Origin of the sequence: Vibrio salilacus, from assembly GCF_002811245.1 — a bacterium.
GTDB classification, from domain to species: Bacteria; Pseudomonadota; Gammaproteobacteria; order Enterobacterales; family Vibrionaceae; genus Vibrio; species Vibrio salilacus.
The window spans coordinates 1-21,013 of record NZ_NIVQ01000014.1 but is presented as its reverse complement, the minus strand read 5'-3'; the positions used below and the strand labels follow the sequence as shown (position 1 = coordinate 21,013).

17 protein-coding genes and 1 other annotated feature are annotated in these 21,013 nt (G+C 45.8%); of the genes, 11 read left to right on the top strand and 6 right to left on the bottom strand.

Annotated features, from left to right (window positions below; all coding sequences use genetic code 11):
- Positions 1-135 precede the first annotated feature (135 nt).
- The 3 genes from trxB (at position 136) to cydC (ending at position 4,712) form a co-directional block, all read left to right on the top strand.
- Positions 136-1,098 (top strand): thioredoxin-disulfide reductase, encoded by a 963-nt coding sequence (trxB, locus tag CDZ87_RS10920; RefSeq protein ID WP_100753581.1) that lies wholly within the window; start codon positions 136-138, stop codon positions 1,096-1,098.
- A 112-nt stretch (positions 1,099-1,210) separates the two neighbouring features.
- Positions 1,211-2,998, top strand: coding sequence for a heme ABC transporter permease/ATP-binding protein CydD (gene cydD / locus CDZ87_RS10915; protein WP_100753580.1), 1,788 nt, complete (start codon positions 1,211-1,213; stop codon positions 2,996-2,998).
- Complete coding sequence (cydC, locus tag CDZ87_RS10910) at positions 2,991-4,712, top strand: heme ABC transporter ATP-binding protein/permease CydC (protein WP_100753579.1); 1,722 nt, start codon at positions 2,991-2,993, stop codon at positions 4,710-4,712. Before cydD ends, cydC begins: the two co-directional genes overlap by 8 nt.
- A gap of 31 nt (positions 4,713-4,743) precedes the next feature.
- On the opposite strand, the gene CDZ87_RS10905 is transcribed toward cydC, so the two are convergent.
- The 4 genes from CDZ87_RS10905 to rnm form a co-directional block, all read right to left on the bottom strand.
- A complete protein-coding gene (locus CDZ87_RS10905) occupies positions 4,744-7,023 on the bottom strand; it encodes a bifunctional diguanylate cyclase/phosphodiesterase (protein WP_100753578.1) in 2,280 nt (759 codons plus the stop codon).
- A gap of 238 nt (positions 7,024-7,261) precedes the next feature.
- Positions 7,262-8,200 (bottom strand): 23S rRNA pseudouridine(2605) synthase RluB, encoded by a 939-nt coding sequence (rluB, locus tag CDZ87_RS10900; protein WP_100753577.1) that lies wholly within the window; start codon positions 8,198-8,200, stop codon positions 7,262-7,264.
- 106 nt (positions 8,201-8,306) lie between these two features.
- Complete coding sequence (locus CDZ87_RS10895; protein ID WP_100753576.1) at positions 8,307-8,927, bottom strand: L-threonylcarbamoyladenylate synthase; 621 nt, start codon at positions 8,925-8,927, stop codon at positions 8,307-8,309.
- A gap of 36 nt (positions 8,928-8,963) precedes the next feature.
- Positions 8,964-9,830: an RNase RNM gene (gene rnm, locus CDZ87_RS10890; protein ID WP_100753575.1), complete on the bottom strand. Its 867-nt coding sequence runs from the start codon at positions 9,828-9,830 to the stop codon at positions 8,964-8,966.
- An 81-nt stretch (positions 9,831-9,911) separates the two neighbouring features.
- Here rnm and trpL2 point away from each other — a divergent pair, with 81 nt between their 5' ends.
- The 8 genes from trpL2 (at position 9,912) to CDZ87_RS10850 (ending at position 18,489) form a co-directional block, all read left to right on the top strand.
- Complete coding sequence (trpL2, locus tag CDZ87_RS10885; RefSeq protein ID WP_100753574.1) at positions 9,912-10,037, top strand: tryptophan operon leader peptide; 126 nt, start codon at positions 9,912-9,914, stop codon at positions 10,035-10,037.
- Positions 9,984-10,086: a sequence feature (Trp leader region), on the top strand. Its footprint overlaps the gene before it by 54 nt.
- A 128-nt stretch (positions 10,087-10,214) precedes the next feature.
- A complete protein-coding gene (locus CDZ87_RS10880) occupies positions 10,215-11,777 on the top strand; it encodes an anthranilate synthase component 1 (protein WP_100753573.1) in 1,563 nt (520 codons plus the stop codon).
- Positions 11,778-11,784: 7 nt separating this feature from the next.
- On the top strand, positions 11,785-12,381 hold the full coding sequence (locus CDZ87_RS10875; protein WP_100753572.1) for an aminodeoxychorismate/anthranilate synthase component II: 597 nt from the start codon (positions 11,785-11,787) through the stop codon (positions 12,379-12,381).
- Positions 12,382-12,386: 5 nt separating this feature from the next.
- On the top strand, positions 12,387-13,385 hold the full coding sequence (gene trpD / locus CDZ87_RS10870; RefSeq protein WP_100753571.1) for an anthranilate phosphoribosyltransferase: 999 nt from the start codon (positions 12,387-12,389) through the stop codon (positions 13,383-13,385).
- Between the two features lie 27 nt (positions 13,386-13,412).
- Positions 13,413-14,840, top strand: a complete 1,428-nt coding sequence (trpCF, locus tag CDZ87_RS10865; protein WP_100753570.1) for a bifunctional indole-3-glycerol-phosphate synthase TrpC/phosphoribosylanthranilate isomerase TrpF — start codon at positions 13,413-13,415, stop codon at positions 14,838-14,840.
- Positions 14,841-14,894: 54 nt separating this feature from the next.
- Positions 14,895-16,085, top strand: coding sequence for a tryptophan synthase subunit beta (gene trpB, locus CDZ87_RS10860; protein WP_100753569.1), 1,191 nt, complete (start codon positions 14,895-14,897; stop codon positions 16,083-16,085).
- Positions 16,085-16,891 (top strand): tryptophan synthase subunit alpha, encoded by an 807-nt coding sequence (gene trpA / locus CDZ87_RS10855; RefSeq protein ID WP_100753568.1) that lies wholly within the window; start codon positions 16,085-16,087, stop codon positions 16,889-16,891. Before trpB ends, trpA begins: the two co-directional genes overlap by 1 nt.
- 338 nt (positions 16,892-17,229) lie before the next feature.
- Complete coding sequence (locus CDZ87_RS10850) at positions 17,230-18,489, top strand: dicarboxylate/amino acid:cation symporter (protein WP_100753567.1); 1,260 nt, start codon at positions 17,230-17,232, stop codon at positions 18,487-18,489.
- 213 nt (positions 18,490-18,702) lie between these two features.
- On the opposite strand, the gene CDZ87_RS10845 is transcribed toward CDZ87_RS10850, so the two are convergent.
- The gene (locus tag CDZ87_RS10845; RefSeq protein WP_100753566.1) at positions 18,703-19,401 is read right to left on the bottom strand and encodes a hypothetical protein; all 699 of its coding nucleotides are present in this window, start codon (positions 19,399-19,401) and stop codon (positions 18,703-18,705) included.
- On the bottom strand, positions 19,398-21,013 hold a 1,616-nt coding region (locus CDZ87_RS10840; protein ID WP_100753565.1), incomplete at its 5' end, for a lipase family protein. The genes CDZ87_RS10845 and CDZ87_RS10840, both read right to left, overlap by 4 nt.

Genomic DNA, 21,013 nt, shown 5'->3' with positions numbered 1-21,013 from the left:
GTAGCGCGATCGTTTACGTTCTAGCCTATAACCAATTATTACCGCTTTCTCCCTTGCTAACTCTTTCAAAAGCCGTATATATTCCCTACAATCGAGACAAATTATTCAGCAAGCGTCACCGCTAATGGAGCACAAATGAGCGTCGTAAAACATAGCAGCCTTTTAATTCTTGGTTCTGGCCCTGCAGGATACACAGCAGCGGTGTACGCAGCCCGAGCTAACCTAAAACCCGTGTTGGTCACCGGAATGCAACAAGGCGGTCAGCTAACCACTACCACTGAGGTTGAGAACTGGCCAGGCGATCCAGAGGGCTTAACTGGTCCGGTTTTGATGGAACGAATGAAAGAACATGCTGAACGTTTCGAAACCGAAATTCTGTTCGATCATATTAACGAAGTCGATCTGAGCCAACGTCCTCTACGCTTAAAAGGCGATAGCGGTGAATATACCTGTGATGCGTTGATAATCTCGACGGGTGCGTCAGCAAAATACTTGGGGCTAGAATCTGAAGAAGCATTTAAGGGCCGCGGTGTTTCTGCTTGCGCGACCTGTGATGGATTTTTCTATCGAAACCAGAAAGTTGCCGTTGTCGGTGGCGGTAATACCGCGGTAGAAGAAGCGCTTTATCTGTCCAATATTGCATCGGAAGTACACCTTATTCATCGACGTGATAGCTTCCGTGCCGAAAAAATTCTGGTCAAGCGCCTAATGGACAAAGTCGAAAGCGGTAATATTGTATTGCACACTGATCGCACCCTTGAAGAAGTTGTCGGTGACGAGATGGGCGTTACTGGGGTTCGCATCAAAGATACCCAGTCAGATCTTATCGAACAGATTGATGTTATGGGGGCATTCATCGCCATTGGTCACCAACCAAATACCGATATCTTTGCAGGACAATTAGAAATGAAAGATGGCTATATTTTGGTTCAATCCGGCCTTGAAGGTAACGCGACTCAAACCAGCGTTGCTGGTGTTTTTGCGGCCGGTGATGTCATGGATCACAACTACCGTCAAGCCATCACTTCTGCGGGTAGCGGTTGTATGGCAGCGCTAGATGCAGAACGTTACCTTGATGAACTTGCAGACGCTAAATAATATTTTCTATTTTTAGCTCAAATCCTTACAGCCCTATGGTATGCCCTTAGGGCTTTCTTTTGTATAATGGCTCACTCTAATTCGTAATAATAATTATCATTAAGCCTTCACGATGGATAAAAAGAAACAACGCAGCTTGAACAATTGGCTCAAGCAGCAAAGTAAGCTCGCCAAACGCTGGCTTATGACGGCTATTGGCCTTGGGGTACTTTCCAGCTTTTTCCTTTTAGCTCAAGCTGCTTTACTGGCTAGCTTATTACACCAATTGATCATCGAACATGTTGATAAGTCTCAACTTGTGCCTTATTTCGTCGGTCTCGCGGCTATCATTGCTGTTCGAGCACTTTGTTCGTGGGGTCGTGAAATCGCAGGTTATCGCTGTGGTGAGCAGATTCGTGTTTACATTCGGCAATTGATTCTCGATAAGCTGCATGAACTTGGCCCTGCCTATATCAAAGGAAAACCTGCTGGCGCTTGGGCAACACTGCTGCTTGAGCAAGTTGAGGACATGCACGACTTTTTTGCCCGTTACCTACCACAAATGTCATTGGCGGTTTTGATCCCGTTCGTTATTTTAATTGTGGTGTTTCCGGTGAACTGGGCGGCAGGATTAATCTTTCTGCTGACCGCGCCCCTAGTACCATTATTTATGGCCTTAGTGGGCATGAAAGCCGCTGACGCCAACCGTAAAAACTTTAAAGCATTGCAGCGCTTGTCAGGCCATTTTTATGACCGCCTACAATCCATGACAACCATTCGTCTGTTTGACCGGACCAAAGCAGAAACTGAGATGATGCGCGGCGCTTCTGAAGTCTTCCGCACTCGCACGATGGATGTGCTTAAAATCGCCTTTCTTTCTTCTGCAGTACTTGAGTTCTTTACCTCTATTTCGATTGCATTAACGGCGGTTTACTTCGGTTTTGCTTTTATCGGTGAGCTTAATTTTGGTGATTATGGCGCAGGAGTTACCCTCTTTGCCGGACTGTTTATTCTTGTACTGGCACCTGAGTTCTATCAACCACTTCGCGACCTTGGGACGTTTTATCATGCTAAGCAACAAGCGGTGGGAGCGGCAGAGAGTATCGTCGAGTTTCTAGACACTGATGTCGAAACCGTGCGCTCTGGAAAAACCCTTTTACCTGTGAATCAAGGGGTAAGCATCACCGCGAGCGAACTTGAGGTGTTCTCACCCGAAGGCGTGAAACTACTTGGGCCGATGAGTTTCGACATCAGCAATGGTCAAACTACGGCGTTGGTTGGTCCTAGTGGCGCAGGAAAAACTAGCCTTATCAACGCCCTGCTTGGATTTTTACCTTATAAAGGGTCATTAAAGATTAACGGCGTTGAACGTCGTGAACTCTCACTGTCAGATTGGCGCAAAAACATCAGTTGGGTTGGCCAAAACCCACTGTTACTGCACGGCACGATTCGTGACAATGTTACGCTCGGCAAGCAGGGTGTGAATGATCAAAAGATCGCCACAGCGTTAGATGAGTCTTTTGCCTCGGAGTTTGTCGATGCACACGGTTTAGACTACAACATTTCTGATCGATCGGGTGGGTTGTCTGTTGGTCAAGCACAGCGGCTAGCCCTTGCTCGCGCAATGATTCAAGATGGGTTGTTCTGGCTATTGGATGAGCCGACCGCAAGTCTTGATGCTCGCAGTGAAAAACTGGTGATGCAAGGCTTAGATAAACAAATTAACGGCAAAACCACACTGATGGTGACCCACCAGCTCACTCCATTGCAGAATGTGCAGCAAATTTTGGTGATGCAAAACGGACAACTCATTCAAAGCGGTCACTATCAACAGTTAGCCGATAACGACGGCTTATTCAGGCAGATGTTGCAATCTAATCAGACACTTCAACAGACAGAAAAGGGAAATCTCGATGCGTGAACTCCTTCCCTACCTTAAACTTTATAAGAAACATTGGTTTGGTCTTTCGCTCGGCATGCTGCTGGCGTTTTTGACGGTCGCCGCTTCTATTGGACTGTTGACCTTATCTGGCTGGTTCTTGTCAGCGGCTGCGGTGGCTGGGTTGACCATTGCAAGGCAAACTTTTAATTACATGCTGCCTGGTGCTTTTGTCCGCGGCTTTGCTATGGGACGCACTGCTGGGCGATGGGGCGAACGTGTCGTTAGCCACAATGCGACGTTTAAGTTACTGACAGACCTGCGAGTTTTCTTTTTTTCCAAGTTAGCACCGCTTATTCCAGGCCGAATATCAAATCTACGCGATGCGGATCTACTTAACCGACTTGTCGCCGACATTGATGCAATGGATCATGTCTACCTCAGACTGGTTAGTCCGATGGTCGTTGGTACACTCGGCATTATGGCCCTATCGGCTTTAGTGTGTTGGTTTGACAACCAACTTGGTTTAATACTGGGCGCCATCCTCTTTGCTCTTTTACTGGCTTGGCCACTGGTGTTTTATAAACTAGGTAAACGTAATGGCAGCGAGCTCACCCAACACAAAGCCGATTTGCGCATCGCAACACTCGACTGGTTGCAAGGCTATAGTGAACTGACTCTGTTTGGCGCTGAGCAGCGTTATCGCAATGTCATCGTAACGACACAAGAAAAGTTATTGAAGAATCAGTTTTTTAACGCCCATTTCTCAGGCTTAGCACAAGCGTTGCTGCTGCTAGCCAATGGCTGGACTCTGGTTCTTATGCTGTGGCTCGCCGCCGACGGCGTTGGCGGCAACACGCCCGACCCAATGATTGCATTAGTCGCATTTGCGACCATGGCGAGTGTTGAATTACTGATGCCAATTGCAGGCGCATTTCAACATCTTGGCCAAACCCTAACCTCTGCGCGTCGCCTCAACGACATTATTCTCTCTGAGCCAGAGGTTCAGTTTACCCAGCAAGATGTTGCGCATAACGGCGAATTTTCGCTTGCCTACCAAGGTGTCTCATTCCACTACCCAGACTCGCAAACACAAGTGCTGAAACACGTTGACTTATCGATTCCTGCTCAGCATCGTATTGCGATAGTCGGTCAAACTGGCTCTGGTAAATCTACCTTGATTCAGCTACTTAACCGATACTGGGATGTACAACAAGGCACGATTGAGATCGGTGGAAAACCTTTGCAACAATGGAGCGAGAGCCAATTACGAAAAGCGATCAGTGTCGTCAGCCAGCGCGTCGATGTGCTCAACGGTACTTTGCGCGACAATCTCTTAATGGCAAAGCCCGACGCCAATGACAACGAACTCATTCAAGTGTTAAATCGAGTCGGGCTCGAAAAACTAACGCTAGATCAGGGACTTGATGCTTGGCTTGGCGATGGGGGTCGACAGCTTTCTGGTGGGGAGAAACGCCGGATTGGCATCGCGCGTGCTTTACTGCATAACGCACCGATCTTGCTATTAGACGAACCGACTGAAGGGCTTGATAAACAGACAGAGCAGCAGATCATGTCGCTATTTGAGCAGCACTTTATCGGCAAGACAGTGGTCTTTATCACACACCGCTTGGTCAATCTCGATAAGATGGATTCGATTTGCCTTATCGAACACGGAGAAATCGTCGAACACGGCAGTCACCAAGCGTTGGTTGAACAACGAGGACGCTACTATCAACTGACTCAAACCCTTTAAACCTCTAGGCTGGCAACTCAGGTTGTCAGCGCTAGGCAACGTCTTGCTTGACCACAAACTCATGCAATGAAGCCAGATCCATCGGCTTAGCAAAAAAGTAACCTTGGAAGACGTCACAACCGAGTTGGCGCAACACCGCTGCCTCCTCTGCAGACTCGATGCCTTCGGCTACCGTTTCCATGCCTAAACGCTGCGCCATATCCAGAACTCCTGCCATCATAGAGTAAGACTTGTCGCTAGTGAGCATGTCTGAAACAAAACTTTTATCGATTTTAACTTCAGAAATAGGCAAGCTCTTCAACAAGCTGAGTGACGAGTAACCGGTGCCAAAATCATCAAGGGAAATACGAATCGCTTGCTCTTTAAGTGCATTGAGTAAAACAATCAACGTATCGACGTCTTCCGCAAAGACACTTTCTGTCACCTCAAGAATTAACTTATGTGGATCAAAATGGTAGTGATTAAGCTGAGTTTTTACGTTTTCAACAAAGCGATAGTCTTGCAGTTGTTTAACCGAGACATTGATCGCGACGTCGATATTAGCGCCGGTATTGGCTTTAAGCTCAGCCATATCATTTAAGGTTTGATCTAAGATAAAATCACCTAAAATCGGCATATAACCAGAGTTTTCTGCGACATGAATAAATTTATCTGGCGGCACAAAGCCAAGCTCAGGGCTATGCCAGCGAATTAAAGCTTCAACCCCTTTTAGTTGACGATGAACATTAATTTGGGGCTGATAGACCATGGATAACTCGCCACGCGAAATCGCCTGCTTAAGCGCTAATTCAATACGGTTTCTTTCTAGGTAATGTTCGAGGAAACTCGCTTGATAAAACATCAATCCATGACGAGCTTGTTTGGCATAATGCATCGACAGACCGACATTCCGTTTGATCGCTTCAATATCCCAATCACTCTCTTCTCTTGTTGCAACACCCATGCTGCAATCAAGGGAAATTTCTGCATCACGATAACTAAACGGCTGTGTGAATACTTGCTGGATCCCTTCACACAAAGTCGTTAAAGCCTTTTGATCAGTGAAGAGCGTGACAACCGTAAATTCATCCCCGCCGGAGCGAAATAATCGGTGTTGTTCATTAATGAAAACATGCAAGCGTCTAGCAATACTTGTTAATACCGCATCACCCGCTTGATTACCAAAATTATCATTGACCAGTTTAAAACTATCAACATTCACTAGGATGAGGCTAAAGTCTTGGAACTTATTCAAGCTCGACAAGTAATGATCAAGGCAAAAACGGTTGGCTATTCCGGTCAAATAATCGTGATTGGCTTGATAGGTTAGTTCTTGTTGTTTGCGTTGTTCGCTAAGCGCAATACTACGGAACAAAAAAAACATCACACTGATCGCAATAATGTACAAGCCAATAATAATCGACAGCTTCGACAAGAAACTCTCAATGACCATGCTTTTGTTCATTTCGCTTACGACCCAAAGCTGATATTGGTCAATGTAGGTCGCCGCCCCAATCGTTCCTCGTGCGTGATTTTCAAGTTGGTTAACCACAATATTTTGGTTCAATTTGATGTAATCATAATCAAGCCCACTTTTTCGCTCTAAGCGTGCAACACTCAGGTCCACTTCTGACTGGCGTAATTGATAGAGGTAGCTCTTGGGTTGATATATCTTGTGCTTGGGAGCGATTTGGTAATATCGGTCTTGTTCACGGTAGAGGTAAATATCAAACTCTTGATTGGCCTGTTGCGCTCTGTAAGCATAGAAATAGTCAAAACCTTTTTCGAGTGATACCGAAATTGAAATCACAAACAGCGGTTGACCATTGTTGTCATGCATCTGTTTTCGAAACGGAATAATTAGCTCGCCCAGGCTGGGCTTTAAATAAGTGCGTCCTATCACGGTCTGATCCGTTTTTAGGGTCTGCTGAAAACTATCACGAGTTTGAGGGCGAAAAAGTGGGTTTATTGCTTGGTTGGCTAATACTCTGGTCGAGCTAGTCACTAGAGTGCCATCAAGATTAAACAATTCTACCGCCAAAATAGACTCATCAAGGCTGACCGTTGAGTCGAGTATTTGTCGAGTATGCTCAATATCTTGGGTGATATCAAAGCGAATTAAATCGTAGCCAATAATATCGAGAATAGTACGATATTGATTTAATGAAGCATCAAACGCACTGGCGGTTAGCTTTGTCAGGTTAACTTGAGAGCGTGTGATATCTTGATAAGAGCCTTGATAAGAAAAATATGCAGCCGCGGCAGAGATCGCAGACCAAACCACAATAATAAAGTAAAACGCTAACCAAATATTTTTCTTGATCAAAGCCATTTAGCTCATATCCCTGCTGAAGACTACTATTAGATGTGGTAACTCTTATAACGCCGCTCAACGGTTTTCAATCCATTACCTTGCTCGAGACGTCAATACGTAGGTTACCAATTAATCCTGTGGTTGTTCTGATTAACATATCATATTCTACAATTATTTAACCATTTACCAATTTTTCGCATAAAAAAAGCAGCGAATTAAGTCGCTGCTTTTATAATTTTTATGAGCTAATCATGTATTAACGTTGATTGCTACGAGCATTTTGCTGCCCTGCGCTTTTCTTTGGCTTACGACGAGATGGGTTATTGCTACGACCACCACCGCTGTTCACTCGTTCTTCGTGACGCTTAACAGCACGACGAATTTTTTGACTACGAGAGCGTTCACGTTTACGAGACGTGTTGGCTTTGTTTTCATCAAGCAGCGTCTCTTTCTCAGGACGCAGTTCAACTAACTCACGTAAGTAGTTAACCTGTTTCAGGTCTAATTCCATCCAACCGCCACGTGGCAGTTTTTTGTCGAGGTAGATATCACCGTATCGAACACGCTTTAAACGACTTACCGTCGTGTCTTGAGATTCCCAAAGACGACGAACCTCTCGGTTACGACCTTCGTTAATCGCGACGTAGAAAGTGTGGTTCATACCCTCACCACCAGCGTAAACCACGTCTTCAAAACGGGCAACACCATCTTCTAGCTCAACCCCACGGACAAGGTTTTTCACTTTCTGCTCGGTCACTTCACCGAACACGCGAACTAAATACTCACGTTCTACCTGTCGACTTGGATGCATTAAGCGGTTGGCTAATTCACCATCGGTAGTAAACAAGAGTAAACCTGAGGTATTGGCATCTAAACGACCCACAGAAATCCAGCGTGAACCACGGATTTTAGGCAAACGGTCAAAGACAGTACGGCGACCTTCCGGATCATGGCGAGTACACAGTTCACCTTCCGGCTTGTAGTAGGCAAGCACACGACACACCACCTCTTCCTGCGCTTTAGCAGAAACAATATGACCATCGATACGCACTACAGCGCTTTCATCTTCTAGTCGTTCACCAAGCTTAGCCACAACACCGTTAACACTCACACGACCCGCTTTAATCAAAGCTTCTAGTTCGCGGCGAGAGCCAAGTCCAGCTCGAGCTAATACTTTCTGTAGTTTTTCGTTCATTTATCTACCTATGTGTCGTCTTCTCAGACGTCGAATAAACAAGTGCGACCCAAAATCGCGGCCGCACATTATCGCAAAAAGTGTGGAGGAAATCACGTACTTTCGATTATTCGAAAGGCGCAGTATCACCCGAGCCAATCCGTGCAATAACAGGCTCACCATCACTAAAATCAACCACAGTGGTTGGCTGCTCGCTCAAGTGACCACCATTTAGAATACAATCCACTGCATGCTCAAGCTTATCGCGAATCTCTTCAGGGTCTGACTCTGTCACGCTGTTTCCCGGCAATATCAACGATGTCGACATTAAGGGCTCACCCAATGCTTCGAGTAAATCAAGGGCGATGCGGTTATCAGGGACACGAATACCAATCGTTTTACGCTTAGCGTTCATTAGGCGACGTGGCACCTCTTTGGTCCCTTTAAAAATAAAAGTGTACGGTCCCGGCGTATTGTTTTTCAGCAAACGGAACGCGGTATTGTCGATTCGTGCGTAGAGAGAAAGCTCAGACAAATCGCGGCAAAGCAGCGTAAAATTGTGCTTATCATCGAGACGACGAATTTGACAAATACGCTCAAGCGCTTGCTTATTTTCAAGCTGACAACCTAAAGCGTAGCCTGAATCGGTTGGATAAACGACCACCCCACCGTTTCGAATGATTGCTACAGCCTGATTGATCAAGCGAGCCTGGGGGTTTTCTGGATGAACGTAAAAAAACTGGCTCATTGTCATTCCTCATTATCGAGTCTCTCGACTCTATAGTTAATCTGCGGGGATGGAGTCTGTTGCAGAAGGCTCAATACCCCAATCTTTCCATACTGGTTCAACACCTTTCGGTAACCACAAATTTCTACCTAGCTCCATCCAAGGTGACGGGTAATGAAAGTCACTGCCTTGAGAGGCTAATAGTTTGTATTGTATAGCATAATCAGCCAAGTTGCGTCTTTCTTGTTGGCCTTGCTGAGGTTGAGCCACTTCCATCGCATCACCTCCTGCTTCAGCGAAGGCGGTTAATAAGCGTTTCAACCATTTTGCCGTCAGATCATATCGTCCAGGATGCGCTAACACAGCAAGACCTCCCGCGGCATGAATTGCTTCAACCGCATCGGCAATAGAGCACCAAGTCGGTGGAACGTAACCGGGATTATTGCGAGTTAAATACTTTTTGAACACCTGTTGCATCGTTTTAGCGTAACCATTATCGACCAGCCACTTGGCAAAGTGTGCTCGTGTGATCGGCGCACTGCCCGCAATCACTTTAACTTCGTCAAGGACTCCTTCTCGGGTTGCCTTTTGCAACCGCTCGGCAATCAACTCGGCTCTCGACTCGCGGTGACGTTGCTGCTTGGTGATTAATGCTTGCAACGCTTCGCTGTGGCGATCAATGTTCAACCCAACAATGTGAATATCTTTATTTTGCCATACGGTCGAAATCTCAATGCCGTCGATCAATTGTAAGGGCAATTGTTTATCTTGAATGTATTGATGCGCGGCACCGAGAGCATCAACAGTATCGTGATCGGTAATCGCCAACACATCGAGATCAAAGCTCAAAGCTCGGTCAATAAGCTGTTCGGCGTCTAGTCGACCATCAGAGGCAGTGGTATGGCTGTGTAAATCAATTCTCATAGTTTCATTTTTTTGTTGACTTTTTACCCCTGCACTAGTTAACTAGTACACAAATACAAAGTACTTAATTCAAGGCTCTCTATGTTACAAGACATTAACCAACTGCATAAAGAAAAAGTTGCTGCCAATCCTAACCAACGGATTCAGGCGGATCTTGCTTGGTGGCGTACTTGGACCCGTTGTTGGTGGGCTAACGTGTACTTTTAATCTAAAGAATTCATGTTTTAAAGCCCGCTCTAGAAGCGGGCTTTTTTGTTTTGCAATCTTCCTCACATTCAGGTGTTTAAACATTGGTCAGTTTTGACCAAATCTTGATTGGGTCAACCTACGCTTTATGCGACTATGGTGACAAAGGAAGAATAACGATATCGATAAGGAGGTCTTGTGAACAAGGCCATTGAAATCAGAAAGCTAGCTAATATTGAGCTGATAAGAACTGACGCTCCCTATGCGCAAGACCCAACGCAGTTATTTCACACTTTATGTGCAAGTAAGACCGATAGCTTGTTATTGGAATCGGCTGAAATTGATTCTAAACAAGATCTCAAAAGTTTATTGATTGTCGATTCAGCAGTACGAATTGTTTGTTTTGGTCATCAGGTGACGATGACGGCGCTGACCGCCAATGGCCGCAATCTATTGGCCCATATTGCAATGAATATTCATGACGATATTCAGCACCAGTTTAACGGTACTGAGCTAACCCTTAGCTTTGAAGCGCCGTCTGACTTATTGGATGAAGATTCTCGACTACGTGAAGCCTCTTCATTTGATGCCTTGCGCCTGATTCAACATAGTTTCGACATTACCAACCTGCATAAGCATGCCATCTTCATCGGCGGACTGTTCGCCTACGATCTTGTGGCAAACTTCGAGCCTTTAGGGGCTGCCAAAACCAATAATCAATGCCCTGATTACGTTTATTACGTTGCTGAAACACTGCTGGTCATTGACCATCAGACTCAATCTTGCGATGTGCAAGCAAGCTTGTTCGTCGATGACTCACAAAAACCAGCGCTGCAAGCAAGAATCGACGATATCCGCCAACAATGTGCCGCACTAAAGCCCGTGCCTAAAGCACACCCAGTTAATCACCTTGATGTGCAGCCAAGCATTTCTGATCAAGACTTCTGTCAAATCGTGCGTGATTTAAAGCAATATGTTGTTAACGGTGATGTATTCCAAGTAGTACCATCACGCCGCTTCACGCTTCCTTGTCCATCGCCGCTCGCGGCTTATAGAGAACTTAAGCAGAGCAATCCCAGTCCGTATATGTTCTACATGCAAGATGAACTCTTTACCCTATTTGGTGCATCACCTGAAAGTGCGCTCAAATACGAAACTGGTACCAACCAAGTCGAAATCTATCCAATTGCCGGGACTCGCCACCGTGGAAAACGTCCTGACGGAACACTCGATTTTGATCTTGATAGCCGTATCGAACTTGAATTACGCACCGATAAAAAAGAAAACGCAGAGCATATGATGTTGGTTGATTTAGCACGTAATGATGTGGCGCGCATTTCTCTAGCAGGAACTCGACACGTTGCTGATCTGCTTAAAGTCGACCGTTACAGCCATGTGATGCATCTTGTTTCGCGCGTCGTCGGTCAACTGCGTGACGACCTTGATGCCCTGCATGCTTATCAGGCATGTATGAACATGGGCACACTGACCGGGGCACCGAAAATTCGCGCCATGCAGCTTATTCGTAATGTGGAAGGCACCCGCCGAGGCAGTTATGGCGGTGCTGTGGGTTACCTTACTGGTGAAGGGACACTCGATACCTGTATCGTCATTCGCTCGGCATACGTTGAAAATGGTGTGGCCCAAGTTCAGGCGGGCGCTGGAGTGGTGTTTGACTCAGATCCTCAAGCAGAAGCCGACGAAACCCGCGGCAAAGCGCAAGCAGTAATCTCTGCTATCCAAAACGCACATAAGGAGTAATGCAGAGATGGCGAATATCATTTTTATCGACAATTTCGATTCATTTACCTACAACCTCGTTGATCAGTTTCGTTCACTCGGCCATCAAGTCACCATTTATCGCAACAATATCGCGGCGCAAAAGATTGTTACGGCCGTGACTGAACTCGACAATCCCGTAGTGTTACTCTCGCCCGGCCCAGGCGCTCCTTCAGACGCAGGCTCTATGCCAGAGGTGATTCAACTGTTACGCGGTCAAGTGCCAATGATTGGTATCTGTCTTGGTCATCAAGCGATCGTCGAAGCCTATGGTGGTGTCGTTGCAGGCGCAGGCGAAATCATTCACGGTAAAGTCTCCATGATGGCGCATCAGCAACATCCGACCTATGCAAATTTACCTTCCCCGCTTGCGATCGCACGTTATCACTCTTTAGTTGCCACTCACGTGCCCGAAGCATTGACCGTTACCGCAGAGGTTGATGGTTTAGTGATGTCTGTAGTACAAGAACAAGACAAAGTGTGTGGTTTTCAATTTCACCCAGAATCCATTATGACCACCCACGGCGCAACCTTACTCGCGAATGCGATTGAGTGGGCCGTTGCCAACCATCAACAGCAAGGATAAGTGACATGGAAGCGATCATTAATAAACTCTACGACCAGGTGTCACTTACTCAACAAGAGAGCCAACAGCTTTTTGACTCAATCATCCGTGGCGAACTCGATCCGATGTTAATGGCATCGGCCCTAACCGCGCTAAAAATCAAAGGTGAAACACCGGATGAGATAGCAGGTGCGGCCAAAGCACTACTGGCAAACGCCAAACCATTCCCACGTCCCGATTATGATTTTGCCGACATTGTCGGTACTGGTGGCGATGGTCACGATACCATTAACATTTCCACTACGGCTGCGTTTGTCGCTGCCGCTTGTGGATTAAAGGTAGCGAAACACGGCAATCGCAGCGTCTCTAGTAAATCTGGCAGCTCAGATCTGCTTGACTCATTTGGCATCAATTTAGCGATGAGCGCGGAAGATACCCGCTCTGCTGTCGACACGTTAGGGGTGGCGTTTTTGTTCGCGCCTCAATATCACCTTGGCGTCAAACACGCGATGCCAGTTCGCCAAAGCATGAAAACACGCACCATTTTTAACATTCTTGGCCCCCTGATTAACCCAGCTCGACCCAATATTGAATTAATGGGCGTTTACAGCAAAGCGCTGGTTCGCCCTATCGCTGAAACCATGTTACAGATGGGGATGAAGCGCGCGGCAGTGGTGCATGGCAGCGGTCTTGATGAAGTCGCCATTCACGGTGAGACACTGGTCGCTGAAATTAATCACGGTAAGATCGTCGAATATACGTTAACGCCAGAAGATTTTGGCGTTAATCGCCACCCACTTGAGGCGATTAAAGGTGGTGATCCACAACAGAACAAAGCGATTATCACCAATATTTTAACCGGTAAAGGAACCGAGGCGCAGCTTGGTGCGGTTGCGGTTAATGTCGCATTATTAATGCGCTTGTTTGGCCATGAAGATCTTAAGGCCAATACTCAACAAGCGATTGACGCAATGAATTCAGGCAAAGCCTACCAGCTGGTCACTCAGCTTGCGGCGCATGCCTAAGTTACTCAAGAGAAGGTAATCAACAACATGACTGAGGTTAAAGACAAGCTCTCTGAGCACGTTTCGCGACAAGAGGCGAAAATGGCTGAGGTACTGGCTAAGATAGTAGCTGATAAATATCAATGGGTAGCACTACGAAAGCAGTCACAACCCCTCACCTCATTTAAAGACTCGCTTGAAGCGTCTGATCGCGGTTTTTATCAAGCACTAAGTCAAAGTGACACCGTTTTTATTACCGAATGCAAAAAAGCGTCTCCTTCTAAAGGATTGATTCGTGAAGATTTTGACTTGGATTACATCGCTTCCGTTTACAATCATCATGCTGACGCTATTTCGGTATTGACCGACGAAAAATACTTTCAAGGCAATTTCGACTTTCTGCCGCAGATAAAAAAACAAACCAAACAGCCAATTTTATGTAAAGACTTTATGGTCGATAACTACCAAGTCTACTTGGCACGCCACTACGGCGCAGATGCTATTTTATTGATGCTTTCCGTGCTAAGTGATGAAGAGTACCAACAACTGTCTGAGGTGGCGCACTCATTAAAGATGGGCGTACTGACTGAAGTTAGCAATGAAGATGAGCTGCATCGCGCTGTCAAACTAGAAGCAAAAGTCATCGGTATCAATAACCGTAACTTACGTGACTTATCCACCGATTTAGACCGAACAAAACAACTCGCGCCTCTGGTTAGACAGCTTGCCCCTGAGGCGATTGTGATTTCCGAGTCTGGTATTTATACCCACCAACAAGTTCGCGAGTTAGCCGACTTTGCTGATGGTTTTCTCATCGGCAGCTCACTGATGGCCGAAGAGAATCTCGAGCTGGCGGTACGTAAGGTGATCTTAGGTGAAAACAAAGTCTGTGGCCTTACTCACCCTGATGACGCAGCCAAAGCCTATCAATCAGGTGCGGTCTTCGGTGGTCTAATCTTTGTCGAGAAATCGCCACGTTTTATTGAGGTTGAAGCCGCTCGCATCATAATGAGCGGCGCACAACTGAAATACGTCGGGGTTTTTCGTAACCACACTATCGACGAGATTACCGCAACCGCTAGTCAACTTGGTCTAGCGGCGGTTCAATTGCATGGTGATGAAGATCAAGCCTTCATTGCGCAGCTGAGAGATCAGCTTTCACCAACCATTGAAATTTGGAAAGCAACCGGCGTGGGTGAATCGATGCCTACCCTGATTACCGAACACATTGACCGCCATCTGTTGGATACCAAAGTCGGCTCTCAGGTTGGCGGTACTGGGTTAGTCTTTGATTGGTCATTAATTGGCGATCGTTCAAAAGTTATGCTGGCAGGAGGCATTACCCCATTCAATGCACAAAAAGCGGCTCAACAAGGCTGTTTGGGTCTTGACTTCAATTCTGGCGTAGAGAGCTCGCCAGGTAAAAAAGATGCCGACAAACTCGCCCAAGCGTTTATGGCAATCAGAAACTATTAACCAATTTCATCGGCGTGGCATGGTTGCGCTGACTCAAATTAAAGGAACAACATCATGGCAAAACTCGACGCCTATTTCGGCGAATACGGCGGTCAATTCGTACCGCAAATTCTGGTTCCAGCGCTAGATCAACTTGAGCAAGCATTCATTGATGCCCAAGACGACCCTGAGTTTCGCAGTGAGTTTATGTCACTGTTGCAAGAGTACGCCGGCCGTCCTACTGCATTGACTTTGACTCGTAACCTCACTAAGGGAACCAAAACTAAACTCTATTTAAAGCGTGAAGACTTGCTGCATGGCGGTGCGCACAAAACCAACCAAGTACTCGGTCAAGCATTGCTCGCTAAACGTATGGGCAAGGATGAAATCATCGCTGAAACTGGCGCAGGGCAACATGGTGTTGCGACCGCTTTGGCTTGTGCTCTGCTTGGCCTCAAATGTCGCGTTTACATGGGTGCAAAAGATGTTGCGCGTCAAAATCCTAATGTATTTCGCATGAAGCTGATGGGCGCCGAGGTTATCCCGGTTCACTCGGGTTCAGCCACATTAAAAGATGCCTGTAATGAAGCACTGCGCGATTGGTCTGGTAGCTACGAGAAAGCGCACTATCTATTAGGCACTGCCGCCGGTCCACACCCGTTCCCAACCATAGTGCGTGAATTCCAGCGCATTATTGGTGAAGAGACCAAAAATCAAATCCTCGCCCGCGAAGGTCGTTTACCCGATGCGGTGATTGCTTGTGTTGGCGGCGGATCAAACGCGATTGGCATCTTTGCAGACTTTATCGAAGAGCCAAACGTTCGCCTTATTGGCGTTGAGCCAGCAGGTAAAGGCATTGACACGGACCAACACGGTGCGCCGCTTAAACACGGAAAAACAGGCATCTTCTTCGGTATGAAAGCGCCGTTAATGCAAGATGCAAATGGCCAAGTTGAAGAGTCGTATTCTGTTTCTGCAGGTCTTGACTTCCCATCGGTCGGGCCGCAACACGCTCACCTCCACGCTATCGGCCGTGCTGAGTATGACAATGTCACCGATGACGAGGCACTCGAAGCATTCCAAGAAATCGCACGTAGTGAGGGGATCATTGCTGCGCTCGAATCTTCGCATGCACTCGCACATGCACTGCGTATGGCTCGTGAGAACCCAAACAAAGAACAATTACTGGTGGTTAACCTATCTGGTCGTGGTGACAAAGATATCTTCACTGTGCATGACATTCTTGAACAAAAAGGAGCGATCTAATGAACCGCTATGAAGCTATGTTCGCCCGTCTTGGCGAAAAAAACCAAGGCGCTTTTGTCCCGTTCGTAACGGTTGGTGACCCAACGCCAGAGCACTCGCTCAACATTATGCAAACCTTAGTTGAAGCAGGTGCTGACGCACTGGAATTAGGCATTCCTTTTTCGGATCCCTTGGCCGATGGCCCAACCATTCAAGGGGCGAACATCCGCGCGTTAGAGTCGGCAACCACACCAGAGATATGCTTTGATGCGATCAGCAAAATCCGTCAGCAATACCCAGAGTTACCAATCGGTTTGTTGATGTACGCTAATTTGGTCTACTCGCGCGGCATCGATAATTTCTATCAGCGCTGCGCTGATGCCGGGGTCGATTCTGTTTTGATCGCAGATGTCCCAACGAATGAAAGTGAAGAGTTCGTTATTGCGGCCAAACATCATGGCATTCAACCGATCTTTATTGCGCCACCCACTGCCTCAGATGCCACTTTGCAGTCGGTTGCCCAACTTGGTGGAGGCTATACTTACTTACTCTCGCGCGCAGGTGTCACAGGTGCCGAAACAAAGGCGAATATGCCCGTCGCCGATATGATAGACAACCTTAATCGATTTGATGCCCCACCAGCCCTACTAGGCTTTGGCATCTCAGAACCAGAGCAAGTGAAACAAGCGTTGCAAGCCGGCGCTGCTGGCGCGATATCAGGTTCTGCGGTGGTTAAAATCATCGAGAATAATCTCGACCAACCCCAAGAAATGTTAAATAAGCTCGCGAGCTTTGTTTCAGCAATGAAAGCTGCAACACAAAAGTAACGTGTTAACCATCTAACCACCTATGAGATCAGCTTCTTATTCCCTTAATGAGGCTGATCTTTTTATTAACATTTTCCGCCCTTTCTCTCTGTTGTCGATAACCACCGAAACGTTAATTAGATGTCGCTGAATCATTACCAGCATCAATAGCAATCGTTTGCTATTGTGCAAAAAATTAGCTCCCGTCAATAAACAGTGCTTATTTAGTCAATAACCCTGTTGCTGATATTGCCAATTGTAAAAATTAAGTGTACAAAGCGAAGCAGGATTATCACCCAAATAAAATATGATTAACGGTGTGTAATTCCAGGAATTTAAATTTAATTAGCACAGAGGTTATGGAAGTGTTAAAAGATAAGAGTTTACTAAGCAACATTGGTGTGCAAGTCGTCATTGCAATGATCGTTGGTACTGCCGTGGGTGCCATGATGGGTAACGACGCGATCCTATTCGCTCCGTTAGGTGCTATCTTTATCAGCTTGATTAAAATGCTGGTTATTCCTTTGGTAGCAGTCGCCCTTATTTCTGGTGCAGCTGGTCTAGGAAACAGCCAATCTGCAGGTAAAGTTGGTCTAACTACCTTAGCTTATTTTGGCCTTACATCTGCACTTGCCGTTTCGTTAGCATTACTGATGGGCGAAGTATTCCAACCAGGCATGGGCATTGACGTTTCTGGCGTTGAAGGCATGTTCTCTGCAGAGTACGCTTCAAAAGGTGAACTACCTACTTTCTGGGCTACCGTCACAGGTATGATCCCAACCAACGTTTTCCAGTCACTCAATGAAGCTAACATCCTCCAGATTTTGGTATTCTGTATGTTCTTTGGTATCGCGATTTCAAAGCAGGCCAAAGAGCGTCGTGAACCTATCATCAATGGCGTAAACTGTATTGTTGATGCGATGGTGTGGATGATCAACAAAGTAATGGTGATTGCTCCTATCGGTGTCTTCGGTCTAATGGCAGAAGCGGTCGGCACCTTCGGTTTTGGTGCCCTGATGGTGGTATTCAAATTGTTTGTGGTTTACGTTGCCGCTATCCTTATCTTCGGCTTTGTTGTCTACCCATTGATGGTACACATCTTCACCAAAACTTCGGCAAAGAAGTTCCTAACCGCGATGAAAAAACCTCAAGCTGTAGCACTATCAACGGCTTCTTCTATGGCAACGCTGCCTGTCACGATGGACACCGTTGAGCATGAACTTGGAGTGAGAAACTCGACAGCATCGTTTGTTCTGCCACTTGGCGCGACCATCAACATGTCAGGCAACGCTATTTACTACGGCTTAGTGGCTATCTTCTTTGCTCAGCTATTTAACATTGATCTTGGTATGGGCGCCTACATCGCCATCATCATTACTTCAACGTTAGGTGCAGTTGGTCAAGCTGGCGTTCCTGGTCCGTCTTTCTTAGTGGTTGCCGTACTGCTTGCCGCAGGCATTCCAATTGAAGGTCTACCGCTTCTGTTTGCTCTTGACCGCATCTTCGATATGATTCGTACCGCACTAAACATCACAGGTGACGCTGCATGTGCCGTGATTGTTGATGCAATGGTTGAAGAAGAAGAGCAACAAGTAGAAATGCAAAAGCAGAACGCTTAAACATACGCTTGAAGCCAAAGAAGCCACTCGATTGAGTGGCTTCTTTGTATTGGGCCCTACGGTATTTGAGCGAACCTAAGTGTCCTAAAGCATATTTGGACAGAATGAGTCATTTATTTTGCTAAATTAGTATATTGTGGATTATCTAAGATATTGAAAAACTCAACTCAGGCACGAAAAAGTGAAAGATCATGCCTGAGCCTTATCTAGCTTTTACTTCCCTGTTTGCGGATCTAGCGGGGTACTACGATAGTCATCACCAGCTACAATATCGTAGTGAATCACCGTATCACTATTAAATTGAGAGAAATCGAAGTAAACAGTTTCTGCATTAAACTCCTGGTCTTGGGATTTCTTTTCACCATTAACGTAATAGAAGCAACCAAAACCATTCGTCCATCTGTCATATTTTGGAGAATAAAAAGGCTCACACTTTCTTGCTTCAATCTTTGAAGTTAACTCTAACGGTTTGTTATAATAATCGGTGCCCGCTTTATTGATACGTAAATTTGCAAACCCTACTGTATCGAAAGCATTAGTTAACTTCACTTCCATATTTGATAAATGAGTAATGCAGTTTGTCTCCGGCTGTCTGGGCTGATAAGGGATCCTTAGTTCATAAAAGCTTTCATCTTCTGAGAAATTGTGCTCGATAGTAAAATGTTCATTATAATTCCCTGTACTTACCTTCCCACTACCTGCATTCCATGACCATCCCGAACAACTTTCTCCTCGTCCAAAATAGTTAACCTGAACACTAATCTTAGCATCTGATGGCTTTTTGCCAGCAATCACCATATATGGCTCTTCACCCGCCCCCCATATTCGCTCCGATGGCCTCAAATAATACACAAACAGAATTACTGTAATGATGAGAAGCACAATCGATAATGTTCGCTCTTTGATGCTCATTGCAATTGCTCCTCCACCGTTCGTATATCTATGCTTTGATCGCCAAATAGTAACTCTTTATTAGGTAATAATTCCGGAGTTTTAACTAAAGCATCAAGCTCTTTTCTTACCCTTTGCACATTCAATGTAATTTTTTCTGTCAATTTCAGCTCTTGTCTGATCACAAATAATGCTTGTGTACGTTCATGCTCTCGCCGTGCATGCGCCGCAGGATCTTTTCTTGATATGGCGTGCATGACTAAAGCGTTCATTTCATCCTCTTTGAGTGCACGGTGAGCTTTCAGTAATTTTGCTTCTGTCTGGTGGATTATATGCTGAGCTGATTGATAATTCTCCGTCATGGTATTATCAAGCATCAAAGCGAGTTGCTGTTTCAGGTTTGGAATGTATTCACCTAGCATATGATCCAATCCGGAGTTCTTGAAGGTATCAACGTAGCCATTAATATCAATATGATCGTTGTTTAATGTTTTAGCTAAACGATTAGAGTCTTCTGTTTTGTTAGATGCTAGTGTCAAGCTGGTGATGTGCGTCTGTTTTTCCGTTAACATGACTTGTTTTACTTCGTCAGGGCGATGTTTAGTTTGGCTATAGGTTAACAACTGAATAAGGTCGCCATGGTGTTGATAATTATCCTCATCACAATCCATCGTTCTCTCTTTAAGAGAGTCCCAAAGGTACAGTAAGGTCGGCGACAAATATTTCCATAACAATGATGACTCACATTTGTTATCGGAGTTGGTGTTCATCCAGCGCATTGGAAGTTGAGGAACAAGATCGTGATTGTTTACATGCCGGAAGTGTAAAAGTGAGCTATAACGACGAACAAAACTGTGTGTACCAGTTCGCGGCATTCCGTAGGTATAGAGACGCAATGTTGAGGGTGAATAGGTATCCTGAATTAGGCTACTCAGTAGTATAGCACCGGCACCTCCTAGGCTATGGCCACAAATATAAATCTTTTTTCCTTCATGGTTTTTTAGTATAGAGTCATCAATTGGTTTCCACAGTCCAACCGCATATTGATAGAAACCCTGATGGACATACGTTCCCCCAAATTCTGGTGGTGCAACTTGAGATGCATTAATGTCAGTAGCCACATCTTGATATCCCGGCGAACCAACTGCCGCAAGTACCCCATCCATGACCTCAGTCACTTTCAATATCGGTAACCTGGAACTCACCTCAGCCATTAAAGCAGCTTCTTTGTTACTAGAGAGCTGAAATGCATCATCATTATAAAAGTACGTTTCTGTCCCTCTGACACCGATAATAGCGATATCATCATTACTGAAGATATAGCCTTCAGAGCCAATGGTGTCATCTCGGTAAAACTCCCCTTTCAATGCTTGCGAGTAGGGTATTTCGTCCAGCAACCAAGTGACTTCACTATCCGCTGAATACATTGGACGCTTCTTCTCTCCAAGTGATTTTAAAACAGCATCATGCCCACCTTGCGGCACCTTTTCGTTTCTTGCATCACCATATTCTTTATTGGCGTAAGCTAATTGCGACAATAACGCAAAGGTATAACTGTTAACCAAACTAAACTTGTCCGTATCCACAATCATGGGCATATAACTGCGCAGGGCTTTGATTTCAAAAACGTAGG

Bases quoted from the DNA above. Each gene is read 5' to 3' on its own strand.
- trxB (WP_100753581.1), top strand. From the start codon at position 136: ATGAGCGTCGTAAAACATAGCAGCCTTTTAATTCTTGGTTCTGGCCCT.
- cydD (WP_100753580.1), top strand. From the start codon at position 1,211: ATGGATAAAAAGAAACAACGCAGCTTGAACAATTGGCTCAAGCAGCAA.
- cydC (WP_100753579.1), top strand. From the start codon at position 2,991: ATGCGTGAACTCCTTCCCTACCTTAAACTTTATAAGAAACATTGGTTT.
- CDZ87_RS10905 (WP_100753578.1), bottom strand. From the start codon at position 7,023: ATGGCTTTGATCAAGAAAAATATTTGGTTAGCGTTTTACTTTATTATT.
- rluB (WP_100753577.1), bottom strand. From the start codon at position 8,200: ATGAACGAAAAACTACAGAAAGTATTAGCTCGAGCTGGACTTGGCTCT.
- CDZ87_RS10895 (WP_100753576.1), bottom strand. From the start codon at position 8,927: ATGAGCCAGTTTTTTTACGTTCATCCAGAAAACCCCCAGGCTCGCTTG.
- rnm (WP_100753575.1), bottom strand. From the start codon at position 9,830: ATGAGAATTGATTTACACAGCCATACCACTGCCTCTGATGGTCGACTA.
- trpL2 (WP_100753574.1), top strand. From the start codon at position 9,912: ATGTTACAAGACATTAACCAACTGCATAAAGAAAAAGTTGCTGCCAAT.
- CDZ87_RS10875 (WP_100753572.1), top strand. From the start codon at position 11,785: ATGGCGAATATCATTTTTATCGACAATTTCGATTCATTTACCTACAAC.
- trpD (WP_100753571.1), top strand. From the start codon at position 12,387: ATGGAAGCGATCATTAATAAACTCTACGACCAGGTGTCACTTACTCAA.
- trpCF (WP_100753570.1), top strand. From the start codon at position 13,413: ATGACTGAGGTTAAAGACAAGCTCTCTGAGCACGTTTCGCGACAAGAG.
- trpB (WP_100753569.1), top strand. From the start codon at position 14,895: ATGGCAAAACTCGACGCCTATTTCGGCGAATACGGCGGTCAATTCGTA.
- trpA (WP_100753568.1), top strand. From the start codon at position 16,085: ATGAACCGCTATGAAGCTATGTTCGCCCGTCTTGGCGAAAAAAACCAA.
- CDZ87_RS10850 (WP_100753567.1), top strand. From the start codon at position 17,230: ATGGAAGTGTTAAAAGATAAGAGTTTACTAAGCAACATTGGTGTGCAA.
- CDZ87_RS10845 (WP_100753566.1), bottom strand. From the start codon at position 19,401: ATGAGCATCAAAGAGCGAACATTATCGATTGTGCTTCTCATCATTACA.